The organism is Streptomyces phaeofaciens, assembly GCF_014648915.1.
GTDB lineage: Bacteria > Actinomycetota > Actinomycetes > Streptomycetales > Streptomycetaceae > Streptomyces > Streptomyces phaeofaciens.
In genome coordinates, this window is record NZ_BMSA01000048.1 from 26,376 (window position 1) to 41,257 (window position 14,882).

Annotated in this window: 14 protein-coding genes and 2 pseudogenes; 11 read left to right on the top strand and 5 right to left on the bottom strand. The window is 68.8% G+C overall.

All coding sequences use genetic code 11. The annotated features are described in order from the left end of the window. Positions 1–78 precede the first annotated feature (78 nt). Positions 79–303: a hypothetical protein gene (locus IE275_RS42680; RefSeq protein ID WP_189718092.1), complete on the bottom strand. Its 225-nt coding sequence runs from the start codon at positions 301–303 to the stop codon at positions 79–81. Between the two features lie 251 nt (positions 304–554). Then, positions 555–782 carry a hypothetical protein gene (locus IE275_RS42685; protein ID WP_189718093.1) on the bottom strand — a complete coding sequence of 76 codons (228 nt, stop codon included), beginning with the start codon at positions 780–782 and terminating at the stop codon, positions 555–557. A 27-nt stretch (positions 783–809) separates the two neighbouring features. Between IE275_RS42685 and IE275_RS42690 the strand changes: the two genes are divergently transcribed. Together IE275_RS42690 and IE275_RS42695 are read left to right on the top strand one after the other, a co-directional pair. Next, on the top strand, positions 810–4,172 hold the full coding sequence (locus tag IE275_RS42690) for a CHAT domain-containing protein (protein ID WP_189718094.1): 3,363 nt from the start codon (positions 810–812) through the stop codon (positions 4,170–4,172). A gap of 42 nt (positions 4,173–4,214) precedes the next feature. Next, entirely contained in the window at positions 4,215–4,622 is a 408-nt protein-coding gene (locus tag IE275_RS42695) for a hypothetical protein (protein ID WP_189718095.1), read from the top strand. A gap of 102 nt (positions 4,623–4,724) precedes the next feature. Here IE275_RS42695 and IE275_RS42700 read toward each other — a convergent pair. Beyond that, a pseudogene (locus tag IE275_RS42700) lies at positions 4,725–5,254 on the bottom strand (transposase family protein); the annotation flags it as partial. 504 nt (positions 5,255–5,758) lie between these two features. On the opposite strand from IE275_RS42700, the gene IE275_RS42705 reads away from it, so the two are divergent. The 9 genes from IE275_RS42705 (at position 5,759) to IE275_RS42740 (ending at position 12,829) form a co-directional block, all read left to right on the top strand. Further along, on the top strand, positions 5,759–6,121 hold the full coding sequence (locus IE275_RS42705; RefSeq protein WP_189718096.1) for a hypothetical protein: 363 nt from the start codon (positions 5,759–5,761) through the stop codon (positions 6,119–6,121). Continuing rightward, complete coding sequence (locus tag IE275_RS46975) at positions 6,118–6,249, top strand: hypothetical protein (protein ID WP_268255358.1); 132 nt, start codon at positions 6,118–6,120, stop codon at positions 6,247–6,249. Before IE275_RS42705 ends, IE275_RS46975 begins: the two co-directional genes overlap by 4 nt. A gap of 206 nt (positions 6,250–6,455) precedes the next feature. Beyond that, positions 6,456–6,995, top strand: coding sequence for an RNA polymerase sigma factor (locus IE275_RS42710; RefSeq protein ID WP_189718097.1), 540 nt, complete (start codon positions 6,456–6,458; stop codon positions 6,993–6,995). Beyond that, on the top strand, positions 6,992–7,792 hold the full coding sequence (locus tag IE275_RS42715) for a zf-HC2 domain-containing protein (RefSeq protein ID WP_189718098.1): 801 nt from the start codon (positions 6,992–6,994) through the stop codon (positions 7,790–7,792). The genes IE275_RS42710 and IE275_RS42715 overlap by 4 nt, the downstream gene beginning before the upstream one ends. Before the next feature lie 33 nt (positions 7,793–7,825). After that, the gene (locus IE275_RS42720; protein ID WP_189718099.1) at positions 7,826–8,620 is read left to right on the top strand and encodes an ABC transporter ATP-binding protein; all 795 of its coding nucleotides are present in this window, start codon (positions 7,826–7,828) and stop codon (positions 8,618–8,620) included. Beyond that, positions 8,617–9,927, top strand: a complete 1,311-nt coding sequence (locus IE275_RS42725) for a hypothetical protein (protein WP_189718100.1) — start codon at positions 8,617–8,619, stop codon at positions 9,925–9,927. The genes IE275_RS42720 and IE275_RS42725 overlap by 4 nt, the downstream gene beginning before the upstream one ends. Beyond that, the gene (locus tag IE275_RS42730) at positions 9,924–10,532 is read left to right on the top strand and encodes a hypothetical protein (RefSeq protein WP_189718101.1); all 609 of its coding nucleotides are present in this window, start codon (positions 9,924–9,926) and stop codon (positions 10,530–10,532) included. Before IE275_RS42725 ends, IE275_RS42730 begins: the two co-directional genes overlap by 4 nt. A gap of 1,314 nt (positions 10,533–11,846) precedes the next feature. Next, positions 11,847–12,212 carry a hypothetical protein gene (locus IE275_RS42735; RefSeq protein ID WP_229871249.1) on the top strand — a complete coding sequence of 122 codons (366 nt, stop codon included), beginning with the start codon at positions 11,847–11,849 and terminating at the stop codon, positions 12,210–12,212. 224 nt (positions 12,213–12,436) lie between these two features. After that, positions 12,437–12,829, top strand: coding sequence for a protein NO VEIN domain-containing protein (locus tag IE275_RS42740; protein WP_189718103.1), 393 nt, complete (start codon positions 12,437–12,439; stop codon positions 12,827–12,829). A gap of 330 nt (positions 12,830–13,159) precedes the next feature. On the opposite strand, the pseudogene IE275_RS42745 reads toward IE275_RS42740, so the two are convergent. Both IE275_RS42745 and IE275_RS42750 read right to left on the bottom strand, forming a co-directional pair. Then, positions 13,160–13,752: pseudogene (locus IE275_RS42745) on the bottom strand (transposase family protein). 208 nt (positions 13,753–13,960) lie between these two features. After that, positions 13,961–14,416: a hypothetical protein gene (locus IE275_RS42750; protein WP_189718107.1), complete on the bottom strand. Its 456-nt coding sequence runs from the start codon at positions 14,414–14,416 to the stop codon at positions 13,961–13,963. Positions 14,417–14,882 lie beyond the last annotated feature (466 nt).

A 14,882-nucleotide genomic window follows, 5' to 3' on the forward strand; every position in this document is an offset into this window, starting at 1 on the left:
CCGGCATGGTTGGGCCGGGAACGGGCGTAGAGGGATTCCGGCATCGCCGGTGGCTGGTGGCGGGTCAGTGCATCCTCGTCACGGTGGAGTCCGAGGCGACAGGCTGATGGTGATGTTGTCGATCCAGCGGTGCGGGACGTCGCCGGCCCGGTAGACGTTGTCGGACTGGTCCACGGTGGTCGAGAAGACGAAGGTGCGGGTGCCGTTGTCGGCGCCGACGATGTCGACGAGGTCCGTGACGCCGTCGCTGTGGCTGCGGGTGACCAACCCGTCGGTCTGCGCGAGCGTGAAGGGGCCGGTCATGGGGTCCGCCGGAGCGGGGCGACGTCGGTGCGGTGGTACGGCATTGTCGGACCGCGCGGGTGGCCTGGCCGAGACGGCGGGCACGCGCTCAGGGAGAGACGCAGTGGCCGCCATCCTGCAGCCATTCCAACTCACCCTTTTGGCAGTAGAGTTGACGGGTGCAGCAGGACATATCCCATAAGGGGGACGAACGCGCGTCCGATCTCGCGTTCCGGGTGGGTAAGGCTGTGGTCGAAGAGGCCCAAGGCGATTCATTCCGATATTCGAACCTGACCAAGCTGATCAATTCCTGTCGCCAGGACACGGAAGACGTCGACCGCGACACGGACGCAGATCATGATTTTCCTTTGCTCGGCCGCGCCGCACTCATCGCCTGGCGCATCTGCGCCGAACCTGAGCTGCTCGACCCGCTGGACGAAAACGACCGGCAGACCCAGTTGCATGATCTGGGTGTCTTCCTGACCTGGCTCGTGATCCATCGCATTCCGCATCTCGCGCCTCAACCGGTGAGCGGTTACCCCCGGCTGGTGGCCCGTTTCATCGACGGCGAGAAGATGGCCCACTGCTGGCTGGCGGCCGGCGCGCTCATATTCGAGACCGGGGGGCCGGATGTCTCCCGAGCCGCCGCGGCGCAATTCGAGGAGTATCTGGCGGATCTCCCACGTGGCCTTGTGCGCCAGTTCGACGAGACGTCCGACGACGTTGCCTCTCGGCTCCCGCTGGCGGTGGGCCGGTCGGTCCTGGAGGAGGCCGAACACCAGTCACGCCGGTACACGGACCTCAAGGCGCTGGTCGAAGGTATCGCGAACCGCCCCGACTTCGGGACGCCGGACCCCGACGATCCGGCTTTTGGCGTGGGCGCCGTCGCGCTGGGCGCCCTGTCCCTCACCCAGGACCCCGGCGCCTACGCGCTTGCCTCGCAGGAGCTGCGCTCGGAGCTGCTGCGCGGCTTCGACCTCTACATCCGCTTCGTCGTCGAACGCAGACTCTGGCATCTCGCCCCGCTGCCGGTGTCCCGATACCGGGAGATCCTCGACGAGTACGCGGACGAGCAGACCCGGGCGCGGGTGACTCTTGCCGCGGCCTCCGTCATCCGGGAGCGCGGCGAGCTGGAGGAGTCGCTCAACACCATTCTCAGCCTCGAACCGCAGCTGCCCAGGCTATCCCCCGCCCTGGCCATGACCTTCCACGTCCACACCGCCAACACGCTGCGCGATCTGCGACGCTTCGACGAAGCCCACCAGCGCTACCGACTGGCCGAGGAAGCGGCGGCGGGCCTGCCCGACGAGGAACGTGACGAGCCGCTGCGCGAGATCCGCCACCAGCGCCACCGGCTCTCTCTCTACGCGAAGGACGACACCTACGCGGCACGCGACGCGCCCAGCGGCGCGGCACGCGAGTTCGATCCCAATCTCCTGCGTCCCGGTTCCGTCTTCGATGCACCCGAGCTATGGCGTGACCGCCCCTGGCAGTTGCTGACCATCGCACAGAGCGCGGCCCACTCCGGCGACTTCTGGACCGCCCACTTGGCGCTGTCCGAGATCGCCGACGCAGCCGCCCCTGACGACTACGACCTGCTCGCGCCCGTGCACCTCGAACTGGCCGACGTGGCGGCGCTCACCGGCGCCCCGACGGCAATCGTGCGCTGGCACAATCAGCTGGGTCTGTGCGCCCGTCTCCTCAGCAGCAACCACCGGGAACTGGGCATCAGCCTGTCCGTCCAGGCCCGGCGCCTGGCTTCCCAAGGCGATGCGCTCGGCGCGTACAGCTTCGCCCGCTGGGCCCAGGCCGCCGCCCGAGTACCGCTGTACATGGGCGGTGTGCAGGCCGACCTCGGCTATGTGCTGTACCGCAACGGCACTCTGGATGCCGCGCGGTCGCAGTTCGACGCGTCACTCGCCGTCGAGGAGTCGGACCTGGTGCGTGCGCAGCGCGAGATGGTCGGCGTACTCCTCGGCGAGCGTGGCGCAGCCGACGCCGAGTGGGGCCCTCTGCGCCCGGACTCCTGGTCGCAGGTCGGACCGGCCCGCTTCCGCGCCGCCGCCCTCCTGCTGACCGAGCCCGGCAACGACGTGCACGACTGGCCGGACCTGCTGCTGCACTCCAAGGGAGACATCACCCCCTGGTCCCCGACCCTCCAGGTGCTGCTGGAGTCGTATCAGATGCGGCGGGACGACTCCTCGATGCCGGACATGTTCGGCTTGAGGGCCATAGACCGCGTCAAGGCCCGGGTCTTCGAGAATCTGATGGTCCTCGGGCTGCTCGGGATGCTCGACACCTGCTGGAACATCCCGCCCTGGGCCGGGGCCGCATGGGTGCTGTCGTCGGATGTTCCCGAGCAGGTCCGCGAGCAGGTCGGCCTGGAGGTCACTCGCTCGGCCACACCCGCCCCGCTCGTCTCCGCCGTCATCGACGACAGCGCGGGCCTGCCTGCCGGGGATCCCGTCCGGCAGCGCGACATCCAGGCCCGGATCGACCGGCTCCTCGCGCTCACCTTCCAGCCGGCCGTATCGGCCTTCACCTTCGGCAATACGGAAGACGCCGCACAACTGCGCCGGTGGGCCGCCGAGTTCGTCCGCACCCACGGCAGGCGCACCGCCTTCCGCCTCCATGACGGCCCACCCCCACACCCCCTCGACCGCCGCATGCAGCAGGGGGTGCGCCGCTTCGGGCGCCGCGCCGCCCGGCTGCCCCAGCGACTGCAGTACACGCTGGCGGCGATCGAGTTCGGCAAGCGGACGGCCATCGCCATCGGCCCCATCCGCGACATCCGTCTGCTGGAACAGATGCATCTGCTCATGATCGAGCGGCGGGACGCCCGCCGGCTGAAGACGCTCTACGCCTCCCGCGTCACCGCGCCCCAGTTGTTCGCGCCCCACCTCGCACGGCAACGGGCCGAGGTGCGTTCCTGGTTCACCCGCCGGGACCAGGCCACCGTCGACCTCGTCCAAGGACCCGAGGACGCACACGTGATCGGCTGCCGCCGGTCCCGTGACGTGGACGTCACCGTATCCACCTTCGCTCTGCCGCGGGCCCGCGCACAGACGGTCGCCGATCTGCACCGCCTCGCACCCTCGGAGCCGCCACTGGAGCCGACCGACCAGACCGCGGTCCGTCAGCTGGCGGACCGGCTGCACGCGGCGGCGCGAGATGCGGTCGAGGTGTCACTGCGGCTGCCCGAGCCGTGGCAGGCGCTCCCGGTGGAGAACCTCCCGGACGCCACCGGCCGTGCGCTGGCGCAGCGCCACGTCGTCGTCCGCAGGCACAGCGCCCGCCCGCGGTTCGGCGCCGCGACCCGCCCGTTGTCGCGCCGCGCGCGCGTTCTGGGCGATCCGATGGGCGGCGCGCCGGGGAACGGGGAAGCGCTGCCCGGCTCGCTGGCCGAGGCACGCGAGGTCGCCGCCCTGCTCGGGGTACGCGCCCACGTCCAAGACGACGCCACCTTCGACCGTCTGAGCTCCTGCGCAGCGGAGGCGACCCTGCTGTGGCTGTCCACGCACTGTGAGGCAGTGCCCCATCTGGGCGGTACGCCCGCCCTGTTGCTGCGGGACCGCTGGGTCCTGCCCGCCGAGATCGCGGCGCTGCCGGTCAATCCGCGTGCGGTGGTGGTGCTGACGGTGTGCGCGGGAGGTAGTGGCCCGGCCCTGGGCGCGGTCAGCGGCCCACCGCTGGCGACCTCGTTCCTGGCGGCGGGAGCCCGCCTGGTCATCTCTCCCACCCGAACGATCAAGGACATGGTCTGGGGTCCGCTCATCGTTGAGGCTCTGCGGCAGAGCCTGTCCGGCCGCGCCACGCCCGCCGGCCTGGTCCGGGCACTGAATGCCAGGACACCGGTTCCCGGAGTCGCCCCCTGGGTGATGCACGCCTAGGCAGAGGCGAGCGCCACAAGAGTCAGATCCATCGGAGGTGTCGTGCGATACGAAGTGGAGAACAGCGGTCTGGAGCCGACGGAGCTCAAGGAGGTGCTGCCCGACGCGTTCCCCCCGTTCCAGCGGGAGACCGGAGGGACGGGCCATCGCGGAGTACTCCTCGACACCCTCGTCGGCGTGGGTCAGAACCTCGCCGCGGGCGGGGTGACGGCCCTCCTCGCCGCCGCCTGGGTCGCCGTACGGCGGCGCCGTGAGCGCGAGTTGCGGGACACGTCGGCCGCAGTGGTCCGAGTCGAGCTGTTCGACGACGAGGGCGCAGTGGTGCAGTCGATCCTGGAGCTGCGCGGCGACGGCGGCGACGTGCTGCGCACGTTCGAGGTGGAGGTGGGTCCCCTCCTGGAGAACGGTCGCCTGCAGCGCGTCCGCATCACGTTTCCCAGGGATCGCTGACGCCAATTCGGCCCTCAGGGAGTATCGGCGCAGGAGCGGCACCAAGGCGTGTCGCAGAAGGACATATTTTCGCAGGTCAAGGCCCGATCGAGAGTGTTCTGATCACGCGGCCAGGGCGAGGTTGTGCATGTGGGCGACGGCTTGGACCGCGTGGTGGAGGCCGTCGCCGTACTGTCGGGCAGTCACGGAGGATCTTGTAGCGCTTCATGCCGGCGAAAGCATGCTCGACGCGAGCGCGGACCCGGCGATGCTCGGCGTTGTCGGCTTCCTCGCCTTCCAGCAGGGGCCGGCCGGGTCGTTTGCGGTGCGGGACGACCAGGCCGGTGTTGATGCGGGCGCCGTCACCGAGCACAGTGACACCCTGGCACTGGTTCCGGCAGGCCGGAGGCGCGCCAGACATGGGCGTCGGCCTTGTTGCCCGGGGCCGGGCGGGCGGTGGCCACGACCAGGCGGGTGTCGGCGTCGACGATGACCTGCGCGTTCACGGAGAATCGGTAGTTGCGGTCGGAGGCGCCGACCGTGCGGTCACGGACCGGGACAAGCGTGCCGTCTACGATCCACAGCCGGTCCGCGGCGTCGACGGGATGCGAGACCGGCTCGAGAGCGAGAAAAGCCCCGAACCGCTGGATGAGCGAGCTGCGCATGGTGAGGTTCGGCGCAGTGGAACTGATCACCGACACGGGGTACCGGCCGGTCCTCCCCTACGACAACTACACGTCCCACCGCCTGCGTCGGCGCCAACCCATCGCCGCGGCGACCGCCGCTGGTCACCCGGCAGCAGGACACCGTGCGTCGGTGCTTCCCGAACACTCCCACGAAGGGACTTGGCGCTGCTGCCCAGACAGATGCGCAACCTCTACGTCAACGTCGTCGTGGAAGCCGAGGGACGGCGTACAAACCAGCAGATCCTGACGCAGGTGTCGCACCCGACGTGCTCAAGGAGCTGATGGACCACCGTCAGCTCAGCACGACACAGGGCTATTACCTGGTGGGCCAGCAACGACGCGGGCGGCCGTCGAGCCGGTCACGGCCATGCAATTCGACCGGCACGGCCGCCGGATCCGGCGCCAGGCCCAGCTCGTTCTGGAGTCCGAGCACGCGCGGCGGGCGGTCGGTGAGGTCGCCATTCCTACGGGTTGTGCACCGAGCCGTCCGACGTCGCCGCGGGCGGCCACGACTTCCCCGTCCGTTCCCGCCGTATGGGCTGCGGCCGCTTCCGCACCGACGTCTCCTATCTGCCCGACCTGGAGTCCTACGTTGCCGAGCTGCTGAGCAGCCGCGAACGCTTCCTTCACGCCCTTGATGCGGCCCTGCGCAGCGGTCAGGACATCACCGTGTCCCGGATCGCCCACGCCGCCCGCGTCGACCGCACTTTTCGCCATCGCCCCTGTGACCTGCTTGAACGCGTCCACGCCGCAGCAGCGGCCCCTGCCGAGTCGGGCAGAACAGCGATCGCGAGCAGAGCCTCGCTCCGGGCCTGTCCGAGGAGCTGGGCATGACGGTCTGGACCGAGTCCGACCTCGGTGCCCCAGGCGACCTCGACCGGCTTCAGCGCCGCATCACCCATCTGGAACAGCAACTCAAAGATATAAAGGGCGAGTTGAATGATCCAAGCCAGAAACTTTGAGGTCGACCTGGCGCCCCGTCACGACGGCGGGCGGGCGCGGGGCCCCGTACGCGAAGCGTTCCAGGGCAGCTGCCCCCGGTGCGATTCGGGCCGGTCGGCGGTCTAGGCGACCTCGCGCTCGGCGTAGGGCGCTGTTGCTTTCGGCAGCGCCGAAGCGTCCGAGAACCTGAATGGACGGTCGTTTCATCTCCCTGATCGTGAAAGGCATGGAAGACCTCGACGAGGCAGAACTCGTGCGTGGCGTCGCCGGTGGTGACCGGGCAGCGTTCGACGAGTTGTATCGGCGCACTTCGCCCTGGTTGGCGGTGCGGCTCCGCCGCCGCTGCGCCGACGACGACGTCGTCGCCGACGTGCTCCAGGAGACCTACCTGGCGGTCTGGCGTGCGGCCGGCAGCTATGCGGGCTCCGTGACGGCGGGCAGTGCGGTCGGCTGGCTCTGGACGATCGCCGCGAACCGTCTCGTCGACGCGTTCCGCCGACGCGCCCGGGAGGAGCGGGTGCCGGCCGTTGCCCTGCTCGATACGACCGCGCCGGCCGCCGAGGACGAGGTGATGGCGAACCGCGTCGACCAGAACTTCGAACAGGCGCTGCTGCTGTTGCCACCGGAGTTGCGGCAGGTGCTGCAGGCGATGGTGCTCGACGACCTGTCGGTCCGTCAGACGGCGGTGCTGCTCGGTATGCCGGAGGGCACGGTGAAAACCCGCGCGCGGCGGGCCCGGATCGCGTTGCGGAAGGCGCTCTCATGACTCATCCCACCACCATGATCCTGGCCCGCTACGCGGACGGCGGGCACGGACTCGACGATGCCGCGCTCTGGTCGATCGAGGTCCATCTCGACGCGTGCGCCGACTGCCGCGCGTCACTGGCCGCCGAGGCCACTCCTGCCACGACGGCTCTGCTCGACCGTGTCGCCGTCTCGCTCGGCCAGGCGATCGAGGCGAGCCCGTCGCCGACCCGGCAACGCACACCAGTTACGGCGGTGCACCGACGCTGGCTCGCGTGGACGCTGCTGCCCTGGCTCGCGGTGACCGTCGCGGTGCTGGGCTGTGGCGTACTCCTGGACTCCGCCGAGCCGAGCCTGCCGTCGCTCGTGCTGCTGCTGGCCCCGGTGGCTCCGCTGCCCGGCGTCGCGGTGGCCTGGAGCCGGCGGACCGACCCCGCCTGGGAACTGATCGCCACCACACCGGCAGCCGGCCTGGCCATGGTGCTGCGGCGGACGCTCGCGGTGCTCGTCGTCGTGCTTCCGGCATTGCTGGTGGCGGGTGTGAGCACAGGATCCTCGCTGGCCCTCACCCTGCTGCCGTGCCTGGCGTTCACGGGGGCCGCTCTCGTGCTCGGCGCCCTCATCGGCGTACGGCGCGCGGCGATCGGACTCGCGGTGGTCTGGTGCGCGGCAGTCCTGCTGCCGAGTGTGGCGGCCCAGTCCCTGTCCCCGGTACTGCAGCCGGACAGCACCGTCGGCTGGTTGGTGGCCACCGTGGCCCTTGCCTCGATCACACCGCTCGCCGCCACGCACTTCCGTCGCCTGACCAGCGGCAACTGACCCCCCATCAACAGGATCGACAGGAGAGAACCCATGCGAGCGGTGCGTGCTGCCGAAACGGCTCCAACCCTTCATCCCTGGCTCGTCCACGCAAAGGAACTGCGTGTCCGGGTCGGCCGGCACCTGGCCGTCGACGGACTCGACTTGACGCTGACTGCCGGCGTGCACGGTGTGCTCGGCCCGAACGGCGCCGGCAAGACCACGCTGATGCGCGCGCTGTCCACCGTCGTCAAGCCCGCCGGCGGCTCATTGGCGCTGCTCGGCCAGCAGGTGGACGGCCGTGCCGACCTGCGCGAGGTGCGTCGCAAACTGGGGTACCTGCCGCAGCAGTTCGGCTTCTACCCGCGGTTCACCGTCCGCGAGTTCGTCGCGTACATGGCCTGGCTCAGGGAAATACCCAGAACCGCGATACCCGACGCCGTACAACGCGCGATCGATCGGGTGGGTCTCACCACCAAGGCCGACGCCAGGATGAGGACGCTGTCGGGCGGCATGCTGCGCCGGGCCGGCATCGCCCAGGCTGTCGTGAACGACCCCGAACTGCTGCTGCTCGACGAGCCCACCGTCGGACTCGACCCCGAACAACGTCTCGACTTCCGCGACCTGCTGCGTGACCTCGCAGCCGACAGCTGTGTGCTGGTCTCCACCCACCTCGTCGAGGACGTCGTCGCTGCCTGCACCGACGTCATCCTCATGAACGAAGGCCGACTCCTCTTCCAAGGCACCCCCGACGACCTGATCGCCCGTGGTGGGCAGGGCGATGCGGGCGACAGCCCGGCGGAGCGCGGCTACTCCGCACTCCTGCGCCGGCACCGGAGCAACGCATGAACCGCATCCTCGGCATCGAGCTCCGGCGCTCGGCCGCCCTCGGCGCCGCGCTCCTGATCGCCGTCGCCGGCACGATCGTCCTCCAGGCCACGGCGGGGCGATGGTCCACGGGGTGGATGGCGCTGGCCATGACGCAGCGCGAATACCTCGCGGTTCTCTCGCCCCTTGCGATGGCCGCCGGCGCCTGGCAGTCGTATCGCGAGCACCGGGCGAACGTCGCCGAACTGCTCGCCGCCGTGCCCCGCCCGAGATCGCAGCGCATGGTGCCGATCCTGGCCACGACGGCCCTGGCGGTGCTCCTCGCCTACCTGGTGACGCTCCTCGCGGCGGCACCACGGATCGCCGGCACGGCGCGCTACCTGCCGCCGGCCGCGTTTGTCGTCGTGGCCGTCGGGATGGTCGCGATGATCGCCTCGGTCTGGCTCGGGTTGGCCGTCGGACGCTTGGTGCCGGCGCTCGCCACCGCACCCGCGCTGGCCGTGATCGGCTTCGCACTACTGATCCTCGCGCCCCACGCCCTTCCGGACGGCGGATTCACGGCGGCGTTCTCCCCGGCCATGGGGATGAGCATGTTCAGCGACTACGACACCGTCGGCGGCGGAGTCAGCGCAGCCCAGGCACTCTGGATGGCCGCGGTTGCGGTGGCCGGCGTCGTGCTCTTCGCCGTCCAGAACCGTAAGTTCGCGTTCGCCGCGCTGCTGCCGCTGGCGATCGGGGCCACGGCCACGGTCCTGGTGGTGCCGACCGGCGCCGCCTACGACCAAGGGACGCTCGACCCGGTCGCCCAGGAACTGGTGTGCACCGACGACACCCCGCGGGTCTGCGTCAGCCGGGCGCACGAAGGGGTGCTGCCCGAGGTGACTCCCAAGGCCCGGCACGCATTGGAACTCCTGACGAACACATCGATCGTCGAGGCACATGAGGACACCTCCACGTTCTCTCCTCCTACGGCACCGAGGTCGCGGGCCGACACCGCGCTGATGGGGATCACGGTCGACAAGCACGGTCACCTCGCCCACCCGAGGCGGCTCGAACCGACGCTGCTCACCGGAGTGTTCACCGGCTCTCTCAGCTGCGGAGACAACCGGAACTTCACCGTCGCCACCGCTGCGGCCTACTGGCTGCTCGACCGGGAGCCGACCGCCGGTCCCGATGGCCTCGAGTTCGACGACCCGGACGCCGTCAGGCTCTGGAAGGGACTCCAGGCACTGCCGCGAGCCGAGGCCGAAGCCCGGGTCGTCGCCGTCCATCAAGCCGCCCAGAAGTGCCAGGACACCACCGACCTCCTGAGCCGAGGCGCCCGATGACAGGACTGACGCTCTACATCCGCTCGCGCCAGGGGCCGGCGGCGCTCGGCGCGGCCGTCGCGGGCACTGCCCTCGCGTGGCTCCTGGCGACGGCCTTCAGCGTCAAGGGCGAGGTGAGCAGCACCGTACTCGCCCTGACGGTGCTGCTCCTGGTAGCCGTCGCCACCACCACGCTCGCAGGCCCCGACGACTCCCTGGACCGCACGGCGGCGAGGCCGTGGGAATGGCTGCGGTTGTCCCACCTGGCCACGGCCCTGGGATGGATACTCATGTTGCTGCTGGCCACACTGCTCACCGGCACGCGGTTCGGGCCGTTCGGATGTGCCGTCCGCGACGCGGCCGGCCTGCTGGGCCTGACCGCCCTGGGGACGGCCACGGTCGGCACCGCTCGGTCGTGGTTCCTGCCTCTCGGGTGGACGCTCGGCGCGGCGGCGTTCCCGGGCATGGGCCCCGTGGGGGAAGCGCTGACCTGGCAGACCCAGGCCTCGGACAGCCGACCCGCGGCCATGGTCGCAGCGGCACTCACCGCCGCCGGAACCGCCGCCTACGTCAGCCGAGGCCCACGTACTACAGCTGGAGATCTTGTGACGCCTCCTTCACCGTGAAGGGAGCCTCGCTCTTCTCCTGGCCGCCGTGCGCCCGCATCGGCACGGCTTCCAGCGCGTAGTCCCCGATCGCGAACTGGACGCGGCTTGCTGTCTGGCAGAAGACCGCCGGCCAGCAGCAACACGGCACACACAGCAGCGACAACACGGCGGCAGCCAGGCCGCCTGACCCCGTGCCGGCGCGCAACTGCTGGCGGCCCCTCTCTCGTGGTTGTGTGGCAGTCCACCCCGTCCCAGGGACTGGACTGGCATGGCGAATCGGCGGCGGCCGTCTCTACGGTGGTGCTCATGGATCTCTTCGAGGTCCGTCGCGCCCGGGGGCAGGGAGGTCAAACCAGGCCCCGGGCGCCAGCCGTTTCACGTCAGGAAGCAGTGCGGTTGTCGGCGGGCCGCCTGTCGTGCAGCAGACCGATTTGCATGGCCGTGTCGAACTTCAATGGTCCCGACAACCGAACGCCCGCCGGCAGCCGACCACGTGCACCCGTGACGCACCGGCCAAGACACGCCCCCGAGCAAGTGGTGACCGCAGCCTGTGGTGAGCGGGCTGGATCAACGGGTGCCCGTGCGTCGTTGGAGGTACGTCTGGACGCCGGGGCAGTGCGGCGGTGCGTGTTTTGTGCAGGCGTCCCGCCTGTGCCGAACAGCGTCGTCCGCTTTGGGTCAGGTGTTGAGGCGAGGTGTGCGGAGACGGGTGTACTCAGCGGCTTTCTCAACGCGTGACCGGTGGAAGCCGCCGGGACTGTCGCAGGGCGCGTTGCGGGCCCTGCGGCAGTCGGGACAGGTGACGTCGTAGGCATGCCACTTGGGGCCAGAGACCTCTTTCGATCCGCTGGTGCGTGGCGAAGTCGGGGCTGGCGACGTAGTCAGTGGCCCGCGCCACCATGAGGTCCTCGGCTTCGGTACGGCCCTCCGACGCGGTCGCTTCGACACGGAGCACAAGCCTGCGGACCTTGCCGGTTCTGTGTTCCGTCACGGCCCGGTCCAAGTCGGCGAACAGCTGTTGGCGCCTCATGTCCCGTTCTTCCAGCCAGACGCTTGCGTTCCGAAGAGCGGTCTCCAGCTGGCCCCGGATCTCCGGGTTCATTCAACGCCGTTCACGGCTGTTCAGGTGGGACCGAAGTCGGTAGTCGCTCCCATGACCGGCCGTGCATGAACGCAGGTGAACGGCCCCGTCCGAGGCTCCCAGGACCACCACAACTTGGAAAGCGGGCGGAGGCCGCTGACCGCCTCGCGAGTGCTCAGCCTTCGCTGTCAGTCCCGAGCTGTACGGTCCCGCCCATGACTGAGAGACCGACTACGAGCTGGCGTCACGGCATGGCCGAGGAGGCCGAGGAGCTTGCCGCCGGCACCCTGGATCCTGAGTGCGCCTGCATGGCCGGGCTGTTCCCCGACGTACTTCTGACGGCGACAGATGAGGTCCTCGACTCCTTCGAGGGTGAGCTTCCCGGGCTGGGCGAGGCCGGCGACGAGAAGGTCTTCGCCGTCGTGGAACGCGTTGTCCTGGCGCTGAATGCGGTGGACGAAGCCCACGACGGAGCGGCCTTCGAAACCGACGAGCGCGAGGAGCTGTGTGACTACATCGACCAGTCGCTCACCGAGCACGGCGTCGATGTTGTCGCCCTGACCACGCGCCACGGACTGGGCCGGTACCAGCTCACGGACAAGTGGCGGAAGTGGTAACGCCGCTCACCGACGCGGCCCGCGAGCAGCACGCCTCACCGCACCACAAGCGCACCAGATCGAGCGGGGAACAGCAGGGAACCACGGTGAAAGCCGCAGAGGCCGACGGCGCAGCGCCCGGGGCCTTTCGCCCAGGTCAGCACCCAAGCCGCCCTCAAATGCCCGCAGCTTCCCAAGCTGAGGGTCTTCACGGCACCATGGGTCGACTGACCGGAGGGGGTGTCGTGGGGAACAAGGAGACGGAGCAGGCCGCGATCACACATGTAATGGCCTTGGAGCGAGCCGCCGGCCGCGACCCGAAGGACGTCCATACCTCGGGCCTCCCATACGACGTCGAGAGTTCCCCTCGCATGATCGAGGTGAAGGCATTCAGTCGCTCGGCGCGCAGTAAAGCGTTGCCGCTGGAACGCCGGCAGGCGGAGGCTGTCAGGGCGAACCCCGAGCACTACTACCTCTATGTGGTCGACAATCTTGCGGGCCTCGACGGGGCAGAGGTCGGTGTGCGCATCCTGCACGGAGAGGCGCTTTTGGCAATGATCGAGCGAACCCAGCCCCAGATCACGTATTGGCCCACGTTCAGGGCAGCCGAGTACGAGCAGGCGGAACGGCTGCTGTGAGTGCTGCAGTACAGCAGCGAAGTACAGCAACCACCACGAGCGCAGCCGACCGCCAAGAGCCGTCAGCGGCCGATTGACCGGCTCGCTGGACCTCAATGACTACCCAGCCGAGAGTTCGGGACGAAGCGGTCAGGCCAGATGCGTGCCAGATCGTGTGGGGAACCGCGGGGAGCACCGGGAAACCAAAGGACCCGCCTACCGGCCGCCAGCGCCTTCCGCCGCAGGTCAGGTCAACGACAGGTCCCAGATCACCTCAGCTTCCCAAGCTGAGAGCGCGAGTTCGATTCTTGTCACCCGCTCCATGGAGAAGGCCGAGGTCAGCGAGCGTTTTCAGCGCTGCCCTTCCAGGGTGAGGACAGCTTTGGTGATGTCGGTCATGCGGTTGGGACTGATGCGGGATCTTCGGAAGATCTGCCAGGACTTCAGCCGTGCCATGCCGCGTTCGACCGGTGCCTGGGCTGCGGCCAGGGCTCGGTTGACGGTGCGCTGGGTGAGGGTGAGCCCGCCGCCCGGTGGCCGTTTGAGTCCGGTGGTCACCCAGAAGCCGGCACCCGTGTAGGCACGGTCGGCGAGGACGGGGACACCCTGGCATTCGCAGATACGGATCATGCGGTGGATACGGGCCGCGGTGAGGTCATGAGTGCGGACCGACAGGGCGGGCGAGATCCACAGCAGCTCGCCGGCCGGATCGGTGAGGACCTGGACGTTCAGGTGATGTACGCGTGGACGGTACCGACGGACATCCCCAACCCGGCCACGATCCGGGCGAGGGTGTCTTGGCGGCGCGGGTACATCAGAGCGACAAGCGCACGCTGGTACGGCGGGAGCTTGCAGCGGAGGTCACTCTCGCGGGTGACGATGAGCATGGTGACCCACTCGACCAAGGCGTGAGGGAGGTCGCGTGCGGCAGGACAGGGAACCAACAGAGCTTCTGTACCGGTGGGTTGAGACGTCGACGCTCAGTGCTTCCGTTCGCTCGTCGAGCCGGCACGGTATCCGCGAACAGGGGCCCACCCCGGCGCGGTTCGCATCCTGTCGGGGGCGGGGGACGAGCGGCGAGGCCCCCCACGTGTCTTGGTAGGGGGGTCTCGTCCAGTAGCGGCGCGGGCGGAGTTGCTGCCCTTCGCGGGCTCAAAGGCTCTTGTACATCGTGACCGTGAAGCTGACCTTCCTACCGTTGTGGTAGTCGGTGCTGTCCCACACCGAGATGTGAGACGTGTCCTGCATCCGCAGGTGCAGCACCTCATCGGCGTTGCTCCAGTTGTATCCGACGAACTGGAAGTTCGGCTCGGGACTGTCTCCCATTCTCCTGTTTCCCCAGCTGCAGATATGCGACGAGTCGTTCTCGCAGACGGACCAGGCCCTGGCGTACAGGTGGCAGTCCTCTCCCTGCCATACGTCGATACGCTTCAGCCTCGCGTCGGACGAGCGCCACGTTCCGTTGAACCGGCTGGCGGAGCACGAGGCGGCTGCTTCTTTCGTCGAGGTGACGGTGAGCACCACCGAGAGGGAGAGCGCCAGGGCGGCCGTCAAGAGCAGGGCCATGATCTGGCGTAGTGGAATGCGGGCAGAAGAGACCTGTGTCATCGTGAACCTCCGAATAGCGGGTCGCAGCGCGGGGCATCCCGTCGTCACATGACGCGTCGTCCCCCTCCTTCGGCTGAACGCCACCCATTCGGACCCGGATCATTTAGCCCTTTACCCCCCACCTCTTCCAGAGCAGCACTCCGCAATCCTGATCGCAAGTCGGTAGAATTTTACATTTTGCGCACGATTCAATGATGAATGCGATTCAAAGTGGATCGGTCAAACTGATTCCATCGATGCCGATATGCTTCTCTTCGACATCGATGACGAATCGGACAAGAGCTTCATAGTCACCCTGTGACTGCCTTGATGGCCTCTGGCGATCACTCACCGCAACACGACCCACCATCCCTGGGTGTATCGCCGAAGTCCCACCACCCAGCCGCCGCACAAGGTGAATTGACCGGTCAACTAGAGGTTGTCCCGTATGGGGTGTGAGTTATCCAGTGAGGGCCAGGTTGTGGAG

Excerpts from the sequence above, each read along its gene's own strand:
- IE275_RS42730 (WP_189718101.1), top strand. The coding sequence starts at position 9,924 with ATGACAGGACTGACGCTCTACATCCGCTCGCGCCAGGGGCCGGCGGCG.
- IE275_RS46975 (WP_268255358.1), top strand. The coding sequence starts at position 6,118 with ATGACGGTCTGGACCGAGTCCGACCTCGGTGCCCCAGGCGACCTCGAC.
- IE275_RS42720 (WP_189718099.1), top strand. The coding sequence starts at position 7,826 with ATGCGAGCGGTGCGTGCTGCCGAAACGGCTCCAACCCTTCATCCCTGG.
- IE275_RS42735 (WP_229871249.1), top strand. The coding sequence starts at position 11,847 with ATGGCCGAGGAGGCCGAGGAGCTTGCCGCCGGCACCCTGGATCCTGAG.
- IE275_RS42715 (WP_189718098.1), top strand. The coding sequence starts at position 6,992 with ATGACTCATCCCACCACCATGATCCTGGCCCGCTACGCGGACGGCGGG.
- IE275_RS42710 (WP_189718097.1), top strand. The coding sequence starts at position 6,456 with ATGGAAGACCTCGACGAGGCAGAACTCGTGCGTGGCGTCGCCGGTGGT.
- IE275_RS42750 (WP_189718107.1), bottom strand. The coding sequence starts at position 14,416 with ATGACACAGGTCTCTTCTGCCCGCATTCCACTACGCCAGATCATGGCC.
- IE275_RS42685 (WP_189718093.1), bottom strand. The coding sequence starts at position 782 with ATGGATCACGAGCCAGGTCAGGAAGACACCCAGATCATGCAACTGGGT.
- IE275_RS42725 (WP_189718100.1), top strand. The coding sequence starts at position 8,617 with ATGAACCGCATCCTCGGCATCGAGCTCCGGCGCTCGGCCGCCCTCGGC.
- IE275_RS42680 (WP_189718092.1), bottom strand. The coding sequence starts at position 303 with ATGACCGGCCCCTTCACGCTCGCGCAGACCGACGGGTTGGTCACCCGC.